Source organism: Frankia sp. BMG5.60 (assembly GCF_059428125.1).
The window spans coordinates 6135962-6152487 of the sequence record NZ_CM182091.1; the positions used below are offsets into that span (position 1 = coordinate 6135962).

Here is a 16526-nt window from a genome sequence, read left to right on the forward strand (position 1 = left end):
GCCGGCACGTGCACCCGCGGCGCGCCAGGCCAACCCGTCGGGCGCGCTCGGCGCTGCCGGGCGGCAATATGGGTGCATGCAGATCTCCGCTCGCGCCGACTATGCGCTGCGCGCACTCCTGACGTTGGCGGCGAGTGACGGTCAGCTCGTCAAGGGCGAGTCGCTGGCCCTGGCGCAGGATCTGCCGCTGCGCTTCCTCGAGAACATCCTGACCGATCTGCGCCGGGCCGGGCTGGTCCAGAGCCGTCGGGGCGCCGACGGGGGCTACCAGTTGGGCCGCCCCGCCGACCAGATCACGGTCGCCACGGTGATCCGGGTGACCGACGGCCCGCTAGCGAGCGTGCGCGGGCGCCGCCCCGAGGACGCCTGCTACGAGGGTGCGGCCAAGAACCTGCAGGACGTCTGGATCGCCGTGCGGGTCAACCTGCGCCGTGTCCTGGAGAACGTGACCCTCGCCGAGGTCGCCGGCGGCCGCCTTCCGGAGATCGTCACCACCCTCGGCAATGATCCCGATGCCTGGACCACTCGCTAGCGGATCGGCGGACGCTCACGTCGCGCCCGGCAGCGCGCGGGAGGCCGTGGCGGGCGGCAGGCCGGCCGCGAGGCGCGCCCGCTGGGCCCGCACGGCCGCCCCGCCCAAGGCGTCGACGGCCAGCGCCCGGGCGTCGGCGACGAGGACGGCTGTGGCGTCGTGGGCCGCCACGGCGCAGGCGTCCTCGATCTGGGCCAGCAGGGTCAGCGAGGCGGCGACGCTGACCGGCGTCGTGGGGATCCGGTAGGCCGGCAGGGCCGGGGACGGCTGACCGCCGCGGCTGCCGATCGCGGCGATGAGGTCGTCGCGAAGCGCCTGATGGGCGACCCAGCTCAGCCGGGCCAGCTCCCGGGCGCCGGCGGCCGTGGGGCCCAGCGGCGCGAGCGCACCGCCCGCCGTCGCGGCGGCGTAGATCGCGGCGTGGGTGGCGGTGAGCATCGTGTTCAGGGCTGCCACGGCGGCCGCCTGCCCGGAAGCCGCCGGGCTATCCCGGGCTGTCCCCGTTGCGGCGGAAGGGGCCGCGACGACCTGTCCGCCCCGCCTGCCCGGGGTCACCCGGCACTCCTGACGCTCCCGGTACTCCCGACGCTCCCGGCACTGCCGGCGGTCGAGGCCGGGCTGCCGGCGCCGGCCTGCGCGCTGTAGAGGTCGAGGAGCTCCACCTGCGCAACACCGGCGGCGTGCAGGCTGGCCAGCAACGGCGCGAGTACGCCGCTCACACGCAGGCTGTCGGTGCGCGCTGCGGCCGTCGCGCCGCTCTCGGTGGCGCGCAGCGAGGCCAGCGTCGCCGCGCGGGCCGTGGGCGAGTCGTCGGTGACGACCGCGGCCGTCGCCGCCGCCCCGGCCGGCGTGGGCCCGGCGGGTGCGGACGCCGCCGGGATCAAGCCGGTGGCCCTGGCCGCCGGGATCGTCGCGACCGCGGCGGGGACCTGCGCGCCCAGAGCCGACACGGCGACCTCGTGATGTGCGCGCAGCGCGTCGAACAGGGGACGCAGGGACGGATGGCGTCCGGCCGCGGTCCGGTATGCCGCCGCCAGCGCCGTGGCGCGGCCGATCGCGCCCCGCGCCGCGGCCGTGTCCGTCGCGCTGAGACCGCCGTTCGACCCGGTCGAGGGTGAGACCGTGGTCGTGCAGCCGGCCACCCCGACGGCGTCGGCGAGGACGAGCCCGCCGAGCCCCAGCAGGATCCGCCGCCGCGAGACGGGTATGTGCAACGCCGGGTCCACGGTCCCGAGCTTCGCACATCCCGCCGGCCGGGCTGACCGCCGTCCGACCCGCCCGGGCGATCCATCCGCCTGCCGGCGGTATCTCGGCGCGCGGGCCCCGGCCGGCCGGCGCGGCGGCGGACGTAGGCTATGGATCTCATCCTGTTCGCCGCCGCCGTGGCCCGGTGGGCTCGTGGGCGGTGGTCCGCCGGCGGGGGACCGCCATGCGTCGTCGCCGGCCAACCCGGCGGTGCATCCGTGGTGTCCGGCCGAACCCGGGTATCGCTCCTGGTGGCCGGTCGCCGGCGGCCGGCTTCATGGCTGCCCGGGGCCCGGACGGTCGGGCGGGGTGGCCGGCCGGCAGGGGGCGGCGAGACGATCAGGTCAGGCGTGAACACGAGAAGGGACGGACCAGGTGTCAGGGGCGGGGGAGTCCGGTCACGGACGGGGCCGAGGCTCATCCGGAGCGGCTCGGCGGGCGGGGACCGTCCGGCCGGCGTTGCGCGACCGGTTGACGTCCGGCCTGGCCGGGGCGGGTTTCGATCTTGATGATGTGACGGTGAGCCGGGCCGGTTCGCGCAGCCTGGTCAGGGTGGCGGTGGACCGCGACGGCGGCATCGACCTGGACGCGGTGGCCGAGGCCAGCAGGGTGGTCTCGGACCTGCTCGACGCGGCGGAGGCGGCGGGCGAGGGCCTCAGCGCCGGGCCCTACGTCCTGGAGGTCACCTCCCCGGGGGTCGACCGGCCGCTGACCGCGCCCCGGCACTGGCGCCGCGCCGTCGGACGGCTGGTGACCGTGCGGGACAGCGCCGGGGATGTCCTGTCCGGCCGGGTGCTGTCCGCCGACGACGCCGGGGCGGATCTGGCCGTTGCCACCGGCCCGGCGCGGCGCGGGCGACCGCAGCGGCGTCGCGTCGCGCGGGTGACCTATGCGCAGGTCGAGCGGGCGACGGTGGAGGTCGAGTTCGCGGCCGAGGGGTATGATGATCTTTCTGGCGAATCGCCGGCGCAACCGTCGGGGGACGCGCCGGGCGCGCCGGACTCCGGCGTGAGCGCCGGTGCGCCGCAGGCGCACGCCGCCCGTGATGGTGCGACGCAGGGCGATCAGGACGATCACCCGGCGTCGCCGGGGCCGGTATCCAACGACGAGGGCCGCCAGGCCGACGCCCAGGGCGCGGCCGGTGAGGAGATGACCCGGTGAAGCTCGACGTGGCCGCGCTGCGCGGTATCGAGCGGGAGAAGGACATCGCCTTCGACACCTTGGTGCAGGCGATGGAGACGGCCCTGCTGACGGCGTATCACCACACGGCCGGGTCGGCTCCCGACGCCCGGGTGGTCATCGACCGGACGACGGGGGAGGTGTCCGTCCTCGCCCGCGAGCAGGGTCCCGACGGGACCAGTCGCGAGTACGACGACACGCCGGCGGACTTCGGCCGGATCGCGACCATGACGGCGAAGCAGGTGATCATGCAGCGCCTGCGGGAGGCGCAGCAGGAGGTCACCTACGGGCAGTACGCCGACCGTGAGCACGAGGTCGTCTCCGGCGTGGTGCAGCATCACGAGCAGCGGGCCGGTTCCAAGGTGGTGCTGGTCGATCTCGGCACGATCGAGGGTGTCCTGCCGCCGGCCGAGCAGGTCCCCGGCGAGCGGCTCGAGCACGGCGACCGGATCAAGTGCTATGTGGTGCACGTCGCCCGTGGGCCGCACGGTCCCACCGTGACCCTGTCGCGAACCCACCCTGAGCTGGTCAAGGGCCTGTTCCGGCTGGAGGTTCCGGAGGTCGCCGACGGCACGGTCGAGCTCGCCGCGATCGCCCGTGAGGCCGGCCACCGCAGCAAGATTGCCGTCCGTTCCAAGGTGGCCGGGGTCAACCCCAAGGGCGCCTGCATCGGGCCGATGGGTAGCCGGGTGCGCGCCGTCATGGCCGAGCTGCACGGCGAGAAGATCGACATCGTCGACTGGTCGGCCGACCCGGCGACCTTCGTCGGCAGCGCCCTGTCGCCGGCCCGGGTGGCGCGGGTCGAAGTGACGGATCTGGCGAGCCGGTCGGCGCGGGTCGTCGTCCCCGACTACCAGCTGTCGCTGGCGATCGGTCGGGAGGGGCAGAACGCGCGGTTGGCGGCGCGGCTGACCGGATGGCGCATCGACATCCATTCCGACACCGAGGACCGGGCCGGCGGGCCGCCGGCCGCCGAGCCGCCGCCGGCGGGAGCGCCGCGGCGATCCGGGCCGCCCGGGGTTCCGCGCCGCTCTCCCACCGCGGGTGGCCACTCCCGGGGTCGGGCGGGATAGACTTATGATGGCGTGTCGTGCGGAGCCCGTCCGTACCTGTATCGGATGTCGAAGCCGTGCGCCAAGTTCCGACCTCTTGCGTATCGTCGTGGACAGCGGCGAGCTCCTGCCGGACGCTCGTCGCCGTATGCATGGTCGGGGTGCGCACGTGCATCCGGACCTGGCCTGTCTCGATCTCGCGGAGCGTCGTAAGGCGTTCCCGCGAGCGCTGCGGGTGGCGGGCCCGCTCGGGTCGGTGCAGGTCAGGCTGTATCTGGAGCGGTTCCGCCCCGCGGCAGCCGGATCCCGTCCGCGGGATCCGTCCGCCGCGGGGGCTCCGGACGGGGCGAAAGTCGGGTAAAGGTAGGAGGTACGGGTGGTCCGCGGCAGCGGAGCGCCCGGGTCAGACGGGACGGACGCCGCCAGCCACGGCGCCCGGTCCGGGAGGCGGCGCCAGATGACGTCGACAGGGAAGCAGGTCGAGACAGCGATGATCGCTCAATGAGCACCCAGCCATGATCACGACCGGCAGGTAACGAGGTCACGCGGGCACGGACCGCGGGCCGAACGAAGGAGCACCGTGGCAGGAAAGGCCCGCGTACACGAGCTCGCCAAGGAGCTTGGTGTCGACAGCAAGACCGTGCTCGCCAAGCTCAAGGATCTGGGCGAGTTTGTGAAGTCCGCTTCGTCCACCGTCGAAGCCCCCGTCGTCCGCAAGCTGAAGGAAGCCTTCCCCACCGAGGGTGGGCCCGCCTCGGGCGGGCGTCCCGGCGGTCGGCCGGCGCCCGGTAACGGCGCCCGCCCAGCCCCGCCGCGCCCGGGTCTCGCGCCTCGACCCGGCCCTCGTCCCGTCCCGGGTCGTCCCGGCCCGGCCGGTCGTCCCGGCCCGGCCGCGCCGCCGGCACCGAGTGCGCCGGCGCCTGGCGCTCCGGCACTTGGCGCTCCGGCGCCGAGCGTGCCGGCATCCCAGCCGCGGCCCGCCGCGGCGAGCGCGGCCGCGCCGCCGCCCGCCGCGGCGTCGGCTCCTCCGGTGTCGTCTCCGGCCGCTCCGTCGGGCCCTCGGCCCGGCCCGCGTCCCGCCGGCCCCGCGGCCCCCGGCCGTGCGCGTCCCGGCGCCCCGGTTCCGCCGCCCGGCGGCAGCGCTCCCAGCGGTCCGTCCGCCGGTGGCCCTCGTCCCGGTCCGCGCCCCGGCCCCCGGCCGTCCGCGCCCGGCAACAACCCGTACACGACGCCGTCCGCCGGGCCCCGCCAGTCGGCCGGTCAGTCCGGCTCCGGCCCGGCCTCCCCGCCGCGGCCGGGTGCGCCGCGCCCGGGTCCTCGCCCGGGTGGGCCTCGTCCCGGTGCTCCCGGCGCCGGCGGTCCTCGCCCCTCGCCCGGCTCGATGCCGCCGCGTCCCGGCTCGCGCCCTGGTGGTGCCGGCGGGATGCCGCCGCGGCCGGGAGGTAGCGGAGGTCCGCGGCCCAACGCGAACATGTTCCAGCCCCGTCCCGCGGGCGGCGCTCCCGGCCGTCCCGGTGGCGGCGCGCCGGGTCGTCCCGGTGGCGGTGGCGGTGGCGGCCCGCGTCCCGGCGGTTTCGCCGGTCGCGGCGGTGCTCCCGGCCGTCCCGGTGGCGGCGGTGGCGGTGCCGGTGCCGGCGCGCCGGGTCGTCCCGGTGGCGGCGGTGGCGGTCGTCCCGCGGCGGGTGGTCGCGGGCGTGGCGGTACCACGGCGGGCGCGTTCGGCCCGGGTGGCCGCGGTCGCCCAGGCCGTCAGCGCAAGTCCAAGCGCGCCAAGCGGCAGGAATGGGAGAGCGGCCTGGAGGCGCCGCGGATGGGCGCGATGGTCCCCCGTGGCAACGGGCAGGCCATCCGACTTCCGCGCGGCGCCTCGCTGGCCGACTTCGCGGACAAGATCGACGCGAACCCCGGCGCGCTGGTCCAGGTCGTCTTCACCCAGCTCGGTGAGATGGTGACCGCGACCCAGTCCTGCACCGACGAGACGCTGCAGCTGCTTGGCGTGACCCTCGGTTACGAAGTGCAGATCGTCAGCCCGGAGGACGAGGACAAGGAGCTGCTGGAGAGCTTCGACCTGTCCTTCGGCGGCGAGTACGGCGACGACGTCGAGCTCAGCATCCGGCCGCCGGTCGTGACCGTCATGGGTCACGTCGACCACGGTAAGACGAAGCTGCTCGACGCCATCCGCTTCACCGACGTGGTCGGGGGCGAGGCCGGCGGCATCACCCAGCACATCGGTGCCTACCAGGTGCGGGCGGTGGTCGACGGCGACGAGCGGCCGATCACCTTCATCGACACCCCGGGTCACGAGACGTTCACCGCCATGCGTGCCCGAGGTGCCCAGGTCACCGACATCGTGGTCCTCGTGGTCGCGGCCGACGACGGGGTGAAGCCGCAGACCATCGAGGCGCTCAACCACGCCCAGGCGGCCGGGGTGCCGGTCGTCGTGGCCGTCAACAAGGTCGACAAGGAGGGCGCCGACCCGGCGAAGGTGCGCGGGCAGCTCACCGAGTACGGGCTGGTCGCCGAGGAGTACGGCGGCGACACGATGTTCGTCGACGTCTCCGCCCGCAACAAGACGAACATCGACGGGCTGCTCGAGGCGATCATCCTGACGGCCGACGCCTCGCTGGACCTGCGGGCCCCGACGGGTACCGAGGCCCAGGGCGTCGCGATCGAAGGCCGACTCGACCGTGGCCGTGGCCCGGTGGCGACCGTGCTGGTCCAGCGCGGCACGCTGCGGGTCGGCGACTCGGTGGTCGCCGGTGAGGCGTTCGGCCGGGTCCGCGCGATGCTCGACGAGCACGGCGGTCAGGTCACCGAGGCGGGTCCGGCCCGTCCGGTGCAGGTGCTCGGCTTCACCAGCGTTCCCGACGCGGGTGACAACTTCCTGGTGGTGCCCGAGGACCGGGTCGCCCGCCAGATCGCCGAGCGCCGGCAGGCGCGGGAGCGCAACGCCGAGCTCGCGCTCAGCCGTGGTCGCCCGACGCTGGAGACGATCCTCGAGCGGATGAAGGAGGGCGAGAAGACCCAGCTCAACCTCATCCTCAAGGGCGACGTCTCCGGTTCGGTCGAGGCTCTCGAGGACGCCCTGCTCAAGATCGACGTCGGCGACGAGGTCGGCCTGCGGATCATCGACCGGGGTGTCGGTGCGATCACCGAGACCAACGTCATGCTGGCGTCGGCGTCGGACGCGGTCATCATCGGCTTCAACGTCCGCCCGCAGGGCAAGGCGACGGAGCTGGCCGACCGCGAGGGTGTCGAGGTCCGGTACTACTCGGTGATCTACCAGGCCATCGAGGACATCGAGAACGCCCTCAAGGGCATGCTCAAGCCGGTCTACGAGGAGGCGCAGCTCGGTACCGCCGAGGTGCGCGAGGTCTTCCGGGTGCCGCGGATCGGCAATGTCGCGGGTTCGCTCGTCCGCTCCGGCATCATCCGCCGCAACACCAAGGCCCGCCTCATCCGCGACGGCGTGGTCGTGGCGGACAACCTCACGGTCGAGTCGCTCAAGCGGTTCAAGGACGACGCGACCGAGGTCCGTGAGGGCTACGAGTGCGGTATCGGTCTCGGGTCGTTCAACGACATCAAGGTCGATGACGTCATCGAGACCTTCGAGCAGCGGGAGGTTCCCCGCGTCTGAGGCACAGTGTCGGTCGGTGCCGGCCGGTCGGGCGCCTGCGCGCCCGGTCGGCACCGCCGGCTCGTGCGGCACCGCGGGAGACGACCATGTGGATCGGTACTCTCAGCCTTGACCTGCTGCTCGGGGATGTGCATTCGCTGAAGGAGAAGCGTTCGGTGGTGCGGCCGATCGTGGCCGAACTGCGCCGTCGTTTCGCCCTCAGCGTCGCCGAGACGGGGCATCTCGACCTGCACCGCCGGGCCGAGATCGGGATGGCGGTCGTCGCCGCCGACCGTGCGCACTGCATCGAGGTCCTGCGCGCCTGTGAGCAGTTGGTGGCAGGGCGCCCCGAGGTCGAGGTCCTCGCCGCGCGCGAGCGCTGCCTGGCCGAGGACGACGCCGACGGGCAGCCCCACCAGTCGGCGGGCACCCTCGACTGAGCCGCACGCCGGTGGGCGCCGAGCGCCTGCCCGGCCCTCGCTCAGGCGATCGGCCTCCGGTGGGCGGCTGGAACTCCCGCGTGGTGGCTGTCCATCACGCGGCAGCGATTCCGCGGCAGCGATCCCCGCGCGGTACCGATCCCCGCGCGGTACCGATCATGGTGGCGTCTCCGAGTGGGCGGGATCGCGGCGGGAACGACGCCGAGGTAACACGGAGCGAGGAGGTCTACGGTGGCTGATCCGGCCCGGGCACGGAAGCTGGCCGTGCGAATTCGTGAGGTGGTCGCGTCCGCGCTGGAACGCGGCGTGAAGGATCCCCGCCTCGGCATGGTGACGGTCACGGAAGTGCGGGTCACGCCCGACCTGGTCGACGCGACCGTGTTCTACACCGTGTACGGCGATGAGGCCGCACGCCAAGCGTCGGCCGAGGCTCTCGAGTCCGCTCGCGGGCTGCTGCGCAGCCAGGTCGGCCGCGCCACCGGCGTGAAGGTCACCCCGACCCTCACCTTCGTGCACGACCGGCTGCCCGACGACGCCAAGCACCTGGAGGAGCTGATCAGCGTCGCCCGCGAGCGGGATGCCCGGCTCGCCGAGGTGCGCCGCGACGCCCGGCCGGCGGGCGACGAGGATCCCTACCGCCGTCCGCGGACCGTCGACGACGACGTCGAGGACGACGCGGACACCGACCTCGTCGACGAGTTCGACGAGGTCGAGGAGTTCGACGCGGTCGACGCGGTCGACGCCCCAGACGCAGATGCCCGGGCGTGGGAGGCCGGCGCGGCCGGTGGCCACCAGGTGTATCCGGCGTCACCCGGCGGCGATCCGACCGTCGGGCGCTGAGAGTGATAAGCCGCTCCAAGGGGGCAAACCGCCGGTGCGTCGGCGGGCCACGGACACGGCGATGGGACGGGCGATGAGCGACGCGAGCGATCTCGTGGCGGCCGACCGGGCGGCCGTGGTGGCCGCGCTGACGGCGGCCGTCGACGCCGGTGGCGACATCCTGCTCGTCGCGCACGTCAATCCCGACGGCGACAGCCTCGGTTCGGCGCTGGCCCTCGCGCTGGCGCTGCGGACGCTCGGGGCGCGGCCGAGGGTGTCCTTCGACGCCGAGCCCTTCGCCGTTCCCCGGACACTGCGCTTCCTCGCCGGTCAGGAGCTGCTCGTCGATCCGGTGGCGATCACCGCCCGGCCGGGTCTCGTGGTCTGCCTGGACGCGGCCAGCCGGTCCCGGCTCGGCCGGCTCGCCCGGATCACCGCCGGCAGCCGGGTGGTCGTCGTCGACCATCACGCCTCCAACACCCGTTTCGGCGACCTCAACCTCGTCGACAGCGAGGCCGCCTCGACCAGCGCGATGGTCGTCGGCCTGATCGACGCCCTCGGGGTGGCGCTGGACGCGGACCTGGCCGCGGCGATCTACACCGGCCTGGTCACGGACACCGGCTCCTTCCGGTTCGCGGCGACGACGCCCGCGGTGCACCGCCTCGCCGCGCGCCTGCTGGCCACCGGCATCCGGCACGATCTGATCAGCCAGGCGTTGTGGGACACCCACCCGTTCGGCTACCTGAAGCTCCTCGGTGAGGTGCTGGGCCGGGCCCGGCTGGAACCCGAGCACGACCTGACCTGGACCTGGTGTGCCCAGGCCGACCTGCGGGCCGCTGGGCTCGACTACGACGAGATCGAGGGCTTCATCGACACGTTGCGTACGGCTTCCGAGGCCGAGGTCGCCCTGATCTGCAAGCAGGACGACGGCGTCTGGAAGGTCTCCGTGCGGTCCAAGGGGAGCGTCGACGTCGGCGCGCTGTGCGCCGGTCTCGGGGGCGGCGGCCACCGCCTGGCCGCCGGCTTCGTGACGAGCGCGGAGCTGCCGGAGCTCATGGACACGGTGCGGGCGGCGCTGGCTCGGGCGCCGCGGCTGGCCGACCCCGCGGGCGGGGCCCTGACCGGCCCCGACGCGGCCGCCGGGCGCATCTGCGCGCCCACGCCCGTCACCGCCCAGGGCCGGGCCGGGCGGGGCCCGGCCGTGAGCGTCCGGTGAGCCCGCGGGGATCCCGCCCGGCGGGGGGGCCGCAGGTCGACGGGCTGGTCGTCGTCGACAAGCCGCCCGGGCTCACCTCGCACGACGTGGTCGCCCGCGCCCGGCGCATCCTGGGCCAACGCCGCGTCGGTCACGCTGGCACCCTCGACCCGATGGCGACCGGCGTGCTCCTGCTCGGCGCCGGCCGGGCCACGAGGCTGCTGGGTCACCTCGCACTCACCGACAAGGTGTACGACGCGACGATCCGGCTCGGCCGCACCACGACGACCGACGACGCCGAGGGTGAGCCGCTCGAGGACCGGCCCGTCGACGTCGACCCCGCGCGGCTCGCGCGGGCGATCGCGGCCCTGACCGGGTCGATCGACCAGGTGCCGTCGAGCGTCAGCGCGGTCAAGGTCGGCGGGGTGCGCGCCTACGCCCGGGTGCGGGCCGGTGAGCAGGTCGAGCTCGCCGCCCGCCGGGTCACGGTGCACCGCTTCGACCTGCTCGCCCGCCGCAGCGCCGACGGCCTGGCGGACCAGGGGGGCTGCGATCTCGACGTGACGGTCGGCTGCTCCAGCGGGACCTACATCCGGGCGCTCGCGCGTGACCTCGGGGCGGCGTTGGGCTGCGGGGGGCATCTGACGGCGCTGCGACGCACCGTCGTGGGGCCGTTCGGGCTGGGCCGGGCGGTGAGCCTCGACACGTTCGCCGAGCTGGGCGCAGGGGCGGTCATCGGCTTGTCGGAGGCCGTCTCGGCCGGTTTCGCGCGCCGGGACGTGGCCGGGGACGCGGCGGTCGACGTGCGTCACGGCCGCCGGTTGGCGCCGGTAGGGCGGCCGGGCACCTACGGCGTGTTCGGCCCGGACGGGTCCGTGCTGGCACTGGTCGAGGAAAGCGCCGAGGCGGTCCGCTCGCTGGTCGTGTTCGCCCCGGCCTGACGCCGCGCGCGGCCGGGGGCGGGCGGCGCTCGACCGTACCGCGCGAGAATGTCCTAGGCTTCCCACGTGCAAACGTGGCGAGGGGCGGAGAACACGCCGGCCGAGTGGCGCGGCGGGGTCGTCACGATCGGTTTCTTCGACGGGGTGCACCTCGGGCATCGGCAGATCATCGGGCAGGCGGTGCGCCGCGCCCGCGACCGCGGCGAACGGGCCGTCGTGCTCACCTTCGATCCGCATCCGGGGGAGGTGCTCCGCCCCGGCAGCCATCCGGCCCTGCTGACGACGCTGCGGCACAAGGCCGAGCTGCTCGCGGCGATCGGCGTCGACGCGCTGTGCGTGCAGCCGTTCACGCTGGACTTCAGCCGGCTCCCCCCGGCCGAGTTCGTGCACGGGATGCTGGTCGAGCGGCTCGGCGCGAGCGTGGTCGTGGTGGGGGAGAACTTCACCTACGGCCATCGGGCCGCCGGCACGCTGGCCACGCTGGCGGCGGACGGGGCCCGGGAGGGGTTCGAGGTCGACGGGGTCCGGCTGGTCCGCTCGGGAGACCGGGTGCTGTCCTCGACCGAGATCCGCCGTCGCGTCGCCGAGGGCGACGTGGAGTCGGCCGCCGTGGCCCTGGCCCGACCACACCGGGTCGAGGGCGTGGTCGTGCACGGCGACGCCCGCGGCCGGACGATCGGCTACCCGACGGCCAACGTCGAGGTGACGCCATGGGCGGCGGTGCCGGCCGACGGGGTGTACGCCGGGTTCGCCTGCTGGGACGGCCATCGTCAGCCCGCCGCGATCTCGATCGGCACGAACCCGACGTTCGCCGGCCGGGAGCGGCGGGTGGAGGCGTTCCTGCTGGACTTCGACGGGGATCTCTACGGCGAGTACATGGCCTACGAGTTCACCAGCCGCCTGCGCCCGACGCTGCGTTTCGAGTCGGTGGACGAGCTCGTCACGCAGATGGCTGCCGACGTCGAGGCGACCAGGGCGGTCACCCTGCCTGTCTAAGGGCGGCCCCTGTCTGAGCGTGGGCCCTGTCTGAGCGCGGGCCTGTCTGAGCGTGCGCCCCGGCTGGGCGTCGGCCCCGGCTGGGCGTCGGCCCGGTCGGGGAGCGGGGGCCGGGGTGGAGGCCCGCGGGTACGGGGGCCACCGGTGTCCGAGCGGTTCCCCTCGGGTTGATAGGCTTCGGGTCCAGGCGGGTGCGGCGTGTCCGGACCACACGGCGATGAGGCCGTGGTCCGGCGGTCGGTTCGGGTGAGGAAGACCCCGGGCGCGCGCCGTCCCGAAGCAGAAGGAGAGGGTGGAGCGTGCCGCTCGCGAGCGACGTCAAACAGAAGATCATGTCCGATTACGCCACCGTTGAGCGGGACACCGGCTCGCCCGAGGTGCAGGTCGCGATGCTGACCCGTCGGATCAGCGACCTGACCGAGCACCTCAAGGTGCACAAGCACGATCACCACAGCCGCCGGGGTCTGCTCCTGCTCGTCGGGCGCCGCCGCCGGCTGCTGAACTACCTGTCGAAGACGGATATCAACCGATACCGGGCCCTGATCGAGCGACTCGGGCTACGACGGTAGCGCGAAGAGGGAGCGGCCCTTCGGGGACGCTCCCTCTGACGCATCGGGGGTAGATACCAGATGCGTCGCCCGCCGGCGGAGGTCTCCGCCGGCGGATCGGAGGACCTGACCGGGTCCGTGGTGGCGAGAGCCGCCGGTCCTCGGTCGTGGTCGCCGGGAGCGGGCAGTGCCCTCCCCGGGGGCTTCGACTGAGCACCGGCATCCTCGAGACGTGGACCCGGCCCGGAGAACAAGATCGGCTGCGTGGACCCGGCCGAAGAAGAGGATGGAGTGGTTCGAGTGGACGACTCGACACATGCGGCCGAGGCGGTCATTGCGACCCCGGCCGGAAACCGTACGGTGCGATTCGAGACCGGTCGGCTGGCCAGGCAGGCCGCCGGTTCCGCCGTCGCCTACCTGGGCGACACGATGGTGCTCTCGGCGACGACGGTCAGCAAGCAGCCCAAGGAACAGCTCGACTTCTTCCCGCTGACGGTGGACGTCGAGGAGCGGATGTACGCCGCCGGGCGGATCCCCGGCTCGTTCTTCCGTCGCGAGGGCCGGCCGAGTGAGGACGCGATCCTCACCTGCCGCCTCATCGACCGGCCGCTGCGCCCCTCGTTCGCCAAGGGGCTGCGCAACGAGATCCAGGTCGTCGCCACGGTGCTGGCCCTCGACCCGGACACGCTCTACGACGTCGTCGCGATCAACGCGGCCAGCGCGTCGACGACCCTGTCCGGGCTGCCCTTCACCGGCCCGATCGGTGCGACCCGGGTCGGGTACGTCGACGGCGAGTGGATCGCCTTCCCGACGCATTCGGAGCTGGCCCGGGCCACCTTCGACATGGTCGTGGCCGGCCGCGTCGTCGAGGACGGCTCGGACGTGGCGATCATGATGGTCGAGGCCGAGGCCACCCCGGGCACGGTGGAGCTGATCGCCGGCGGCGCGCCCGCGCCGACCGAGGAGGTCGTCGCCGCGGGCCTCGAGGCCGCCAAGCCCGCCATCCGCGAGCTGTGCCGCGCCCAGAGCGAGCTGGCCTCGCTGGCCGGCGGCAAGGCGACGCGGGAGTTCCCGGTCTTCATCGACCACCACGACGACGTGCTCGAGGCGCTGTCCGCCGCCGTCGGCGACGAGCTGTCCGCCGCGCTGCGCATCGCCGGCAAGGCCGAGCGGGAGAACGAGCTCGACCGGGTCCGTCAGTTGGCCGCGGAGAAGGTCGCCGCCCAGTTCGAGGGGCGGGAGAAGGAGATCGGCGCCGCCTACCGGGCGCTGACCAAGAAGCTCGTCCGCTCCCGCATCGTCACCGAGGGCGTGCGGATCGACGGCCGATCGACGACGGAGATCCGGGAGCTGTCGGCCGAGGTCGACTACATCCCGCGGGTGCACGGCTCGGCGCTGTTCGAGCGGGGCGAGACGCAGATCCTCGGCGTCACCACCCTGGCGATGCTGCGCATGGAGCAGACGGTCGACACGCTCAACCCCGACCGGACCAAGCGCTACATGCACAACTACAACTTCCCGCCGTACTCCACCGGCGAGACCGGTCGCGTCGGGTCGCCGAAGCGGCGCGAGATCGGCCACGGCGCGCTCGCCGAGCGGGCGCTGCTGCCGGTGCTGCCCAGCCGCGAGGAGTTCCCCTACGCGATCCGGCAGGTCTCCGAGGCGCTGGGCTCCAACGGCTCGACGTCGATGGGGTCGGTCTGCGCGAGCACGCTGTCCCTGCTCAACGCCGGCGTACCGCTCAAGGCGCCGGTCGCCGGCATCGCGATGGGACTCGTGCACGCCGACGACGCCTACGTCACGCTGACCGACATCCTCGGCGCCGAGGACGCGTACGGCGACATGGACTTCAAGGTCGCCGGCACTCGCGATTTCGTCACCGCCCTGCAGCTCGACACCAAGCTCGACGGCATCCCCGCCTCGGTGCTGGCCTCGGCCCTGCAGCAGGCGCGCGGCGCGCGGCTGGCGATCCTCGACGTCATGGCGGAGGCGATCGGCAGCCCGGACGAGATGTCCGCGCACGCCCCGCGGGTCATCTCGGTGAAGATCCCGGTCGACAAGATCGGCGAGGTCATCGGGCCCAAGGGCAAGATGATCAACCAGATCCAGGCGGACAGCGGCGCCGAGATCACGGTCGAGGACGACGGCACGATCTACATCGGCGCGGTGGACGGCCCTTCGGCGGAGTCCGCCCGCTCGGCGATCAACGCGATCGCCAACCCGCAGATGCCCGAGGTCGGCGAGCGGTACCTCGGTACCATCGTCAAGATCACCAACTTCGGGGCGTTCGTCTCGCTCACCCCGGGCCGGGACGGCCTGCTGCATGTGTCCAAGCTCAAGACGCTCTCGGGCGGCAAGCGGGTGGAGAAGGTCGAGGACGTGCTGACCGTGGGACAGAAGCTCCAGGTGGAGATCACCGAGATCGACGCCCGCGGCAAGATCAGCCTTTCTCCGAGTGCCGAGGCCGCGGACGCGGCGGCGGCTTCCTGACGGCCCGCCGTGTCCGACACCCCCGCCCCTGACCTGACCCGCTCCACCGACGGCGCCGACGGCGTCGGCGCCTCGGTTCGGGGCGCCGCGGACGCCGGTGAGCGGGTGGCCCGCCTGCTCGCCGGGGGCTCCGGCAGCGAGACGTTGCTGGGCGGCGCGGTGCGGCGCACCGTGCTGCCCGGCGGGTTGCGCGTGATCACCGAGCGCGTCCCCGGGGTCCGCTCGGCCGCGATCGGCGTCTGGGTGGGCGTCGGCTCGCGGGACGAGACCCCGGTGACCGCCGGCTGCTCCCACTATCTCGAGCACCTGCTGTTCAAGGGCACCCCGACCCGGGACGCCCTGACGATCAGCGCGTCGGTCGAGGCGGTCGGCGGTGACCTCAACGCGTTCACGAGCAAGGAGTACACCTGCTACTACGCGCGGGTGCTGGACTCCGACCTCGCGATGGCCGTCGGCGTCGTCGCCGACATGGTCACCAACTCGCTGGTGACCGCCGACGACGTCGAGGCCGAGCGTGGCGTGATCCTCGAGGAGATCGCCATGCACGAGGACGACCCGGGCGACGTCGTCCACGACGTCTTCGCCGAGGCGATGCTCGGCGCGTCGGCGCTCGGCCGGCCGGTGCTCGGCACGATCGAGTCGATCGAGGGGCTCGGCCGCGAGACCATCGCCGACTACTACCGTTCCCGGTACGTCCCGCCGGCGATGGTTGTCTCGGTCGCCGGGAACCTGGAGCACGATCGCGTGCTCGCGCTCGTCGCGGATGCCTTCGGCGACCATCTGACGTCGGCCGGGGATCCGTCGGCAGTGCGCGCCGGCCGCTACGACTACCCGCCGGCGCCCGGCATCGTCGTGTCGGAGCGGCCCACCGAGCAGGCGAACCTCGTGCTGGGCACGGTCGGCCTGTCCCGGCACGATCCGCGCCGCTTCGCGCTCGGGGTGCTCTCGACGGCGTTGGGTGGTGGGATGAGTTCCCGACTGTTCCAGGAGGTCCGCGAGAAGCGGGGCCTGGCGTATTCGGTGTACTCGTTCGCCTCGCACTTCGCCGACGCCGGCCTGTTCGGCGTCTACGCCGGCTGCGCCCCCAAGCGTGCCGACGAGGTCCTGGCGATCGCCCGGGACCAGGTGCGGTCCATCGCCGAGCGCGGGATCAGCGCCGAGGAGCTCGACCGCGCCCGCGGGCAGAGCCACGGCTCCCTCGTCCTCGGGCTGGAGGACACCGGCTCGCGGATGAGCCGCCTCGGCAAGAGTGAGCTCGTCCACGGCGAGCTGCTGTCCGTCGACGAGATCATCGCCCGGGTGGACGCGGTCACCCTGGACGACGTCACGCAGGTCGCGGCGACGCTCGTCGAGCAGCCCTGGGCGCTCGGCGTCATCGGGCCGTTCGACGACCACGACTTCGGCGCGGCCGTCGCCCGTTGATCCGCGGGCCCGGCCCGGCCCGGGCGCGCGGACGGCCGGTCCGGCCGCGGC

The 16526-nt window shown here is 73.9% G+C and carries 15 protein-coding genes; 13 read left to right on the forward strand and 2 right to left on the reverse strand.

Annotated features, from left to right (window positions below):
* Window positions 1-76 precede the first annotated feature (76 nt).
* Window positions 77-532 carry an RrF2 family transcriptional regulator gene (locus tag AC5R91_RS25150; protein ID WP_495393764.1) on the forward strand — a complete coding sequence of 152 codons (456 nt, stop codon included), beginning with the start codon at window positions 77-79 and terminating at the stop codon, window positions 530-532.
* 15 nt (window positions 533-547) lie between these two features.
* Here AC5R91_RS25150 and AC5R91_RS25155 read toward each other — a convergent pair whose 3' ends face one another.
* Both AC5R91_RS25155 and AC5R91_RS25160 read right to left on the reverse strand, forming a co-directional pair.
* Window positions 548-988, reverse strand: a complete 441-nt coding sequence (locus AC5R91_RS25155; protein WP_495393765.1) for a DUF4439 domain-containing protein — start codon at window positions 986-988, stop codon at window positions 548-550.
* Window positions 989-1083: 95 nt separating this feature from the next.
* Window positions 1084-1746: a hypothetical protein gene (locus AC5R91_RS25160; RefSeq protein ID WP_495393766.1), complete on the reverse strand. Its 663-nt coding sequence runs from the start codon at window positions 1744-1746 to the stop codon at window positions 1084-1086.
* Window positions 1747-2152: 406 nt separating this feature from the next.
* Between AC5R91_RS25160 and rimP the strand changes: the two genes are divergently transcribed.
* The 12 genes from rimP (at window position 2153) to AC5R91_RS25220 (ending at window position 16475) form a co-directional block, all read left to right on the forward strand.
* Window positions 2153-2938 (forward strand): ribosome maturation factor RimP, encoded by a 786-nt coding sequence (gene rimP / locus AC5R91_RS25165; protein ID WP_495393767.1) that lies wholly within the window; start codon window positions 2153-2155, stop codon window positions 2936-2938.
* Complete coding sequence (nusA, locus tag AC5R91_RS25170) at window positions 2935-4029, forward strand: transcription termination factor NusA (protein WP_495393768.1); 1095 nt, start codon at window positions 2935-2937, stop codon at window positions 4027-4029. Before rimP ends, nusA begins: the two co-directional genes overlap by 4 nt.
* Before the next feature lie 7 nt (window positions 4030-4036).
* Window positions 4037-4369 (forward strand): YlxR family protein, encoded by a 333-nt coding sequence (locus tag AC5R91_RS25175; protein WP_495393769.1) that lies wholly within the window; start codon window positions 4037-4039, stop codon window positions 4367-4369.
* A gap of 219 nt (window positions 4370-4588) precedes the next feature.
* The gene (gene infB / locus AC5R91_RS25180; RefSeq protein ID WP_495393770.1) at window positions 4589-7645 is read left to right on the forward strand and encodes a translation initiation factor IF-2; all 3057 of its coding nucleotides are present in this window, start codon (window positions 4589-4591) and stop codon (window positions 7643-7645) included.
* 86 nt (window positions 7646-7731) lie between these two features.
* Window positions 7732-8064 (forward strand): DUF503 domain-containing protein, encoded by a 333-nt coding sequence (locus AC5R91_RS25185; protein ID WP_495393771.1) that lies wholly within the window; start codon window positions 7732-7734, stop codon window positions 8062-8064.
* Window positions 8065-8295: 231 nt separating this feature from the next.
* Window positions 8296-8904, forward strand: coding sequence for a 30S ribosome-binding factor RbfA (gene rbfA / locus AC5R91_RS25190; RefSeq protein ID WP_495393772.1), 609 nt, complete (start codon window positions 8296-8298; stop codon window positions 8902-8904).
* A 61-nt stretch (window positions 8905-8965) separates the two neighbouring features.
* On the forward strand, window positions 8966-10099 hold the full coding sequence (locus AC5R91_RS25195) for a DHH family phosphoesterase (protein ID WP_495393773.1): 1134 nt from the start codon (window positions 8966-8968) through the stop codon (window positions 10097-10099).
* Entirely contained in the window at window positions 10096-11019 is a 924-nt protein-coding gene (gene truB / locus AC5R91_RS25200; protein ID WP_495393774.1) for a tRNA pseudouridine(55) synthase TruB, read from the forward strand. Before AC5R91_RS25195 ends, truB begins: the two co-directional genes overlap by 4 nt.
* A 66-nt stretch (window positions 11020-11085) precedes the next feature.
* Window positions 11086-12015, forward strand: coding sequence for a bifunctional riboflavin kinase/FAD synthetase (locus AC5R91_RS25205; RefSeq protein WP_495393775.1), 930 nt, complete (start codon window positions 11086-11088; stop codon window positions 12013-12015).
* Window positions 12016-12314: 299 nt separating this feature from the next.
* Window positions 12315-12584 carry a 30S ribosomal protein S15 gene (gene rpsO / locus AC5R91_RS25210; RefSeq protein WP_009742365.1) on the forward strand — a complete coding sequence of 90 codons (270 nt, stop codon included), beginning with the start codon at window positions 12315-12317 and terminating at the stop codon, window positions 12582-12584.
* Window positions 12585-12863: 279 nt separating this feature from the next.
* Window positions 12864-15053, forward strand: coding sequence for a polyribonucleotide nucleotidyltransferase (locus AC5R91_RS25215; RefSeq protein ID WP_495393776.1), 2190 nt, complete (start codon window positions 12864-12866; stop codon window positions 15051-15053).
* Between the two features lie 9 nt (window positions 15054-15062).
* Window positions 15063-16475 (forward strand): M16 family metallopeptidase, encoded by a 1413-nt coding sequence (locus tag AC5R91_RS25220; RefSeq protein ID WP_495393777.1) that lies wholly within the window; start codon window positions 15063-15065, stop codon window positions 16473-16475.
* The last annotated feature ends 51 nt before the right edge of the window (window positions 16476-16526 follow it).

Excerpts from the sequence above, each read along its gene's own strand:
- AC5R91_RS25175 (WP_495393769.1), top strand. The coding sequence starts at position 4,037 with ATGGCGTGTCGTGCGGAGCCCGTCCGTACCTGTATCGGATGTCGAAGC.
- AC5R91_RS25150 (WP_495393764.1), top strand. The coding sequence starts at position 77 with ATGCAGATCTCCGCTCGCGCCGACTATGCGCTGCGCGCACTCCTGACG.
- AC5R91_RS25185 (WP_495393771.1), top strand. The coding sequence starts at position 7,732 with ATGTGGATCGGTACTCTCAGCCTTGACCTGCTGCTCGGGGATGTGCAT.
- AC5R91_RS25195 (WP_495393773.1), top strand. The coding sequence starts at position 8,966 with ATGGGACGGGCGATGAGCGACGCGAGCGATCTCGTGGCGGCCGACCGG.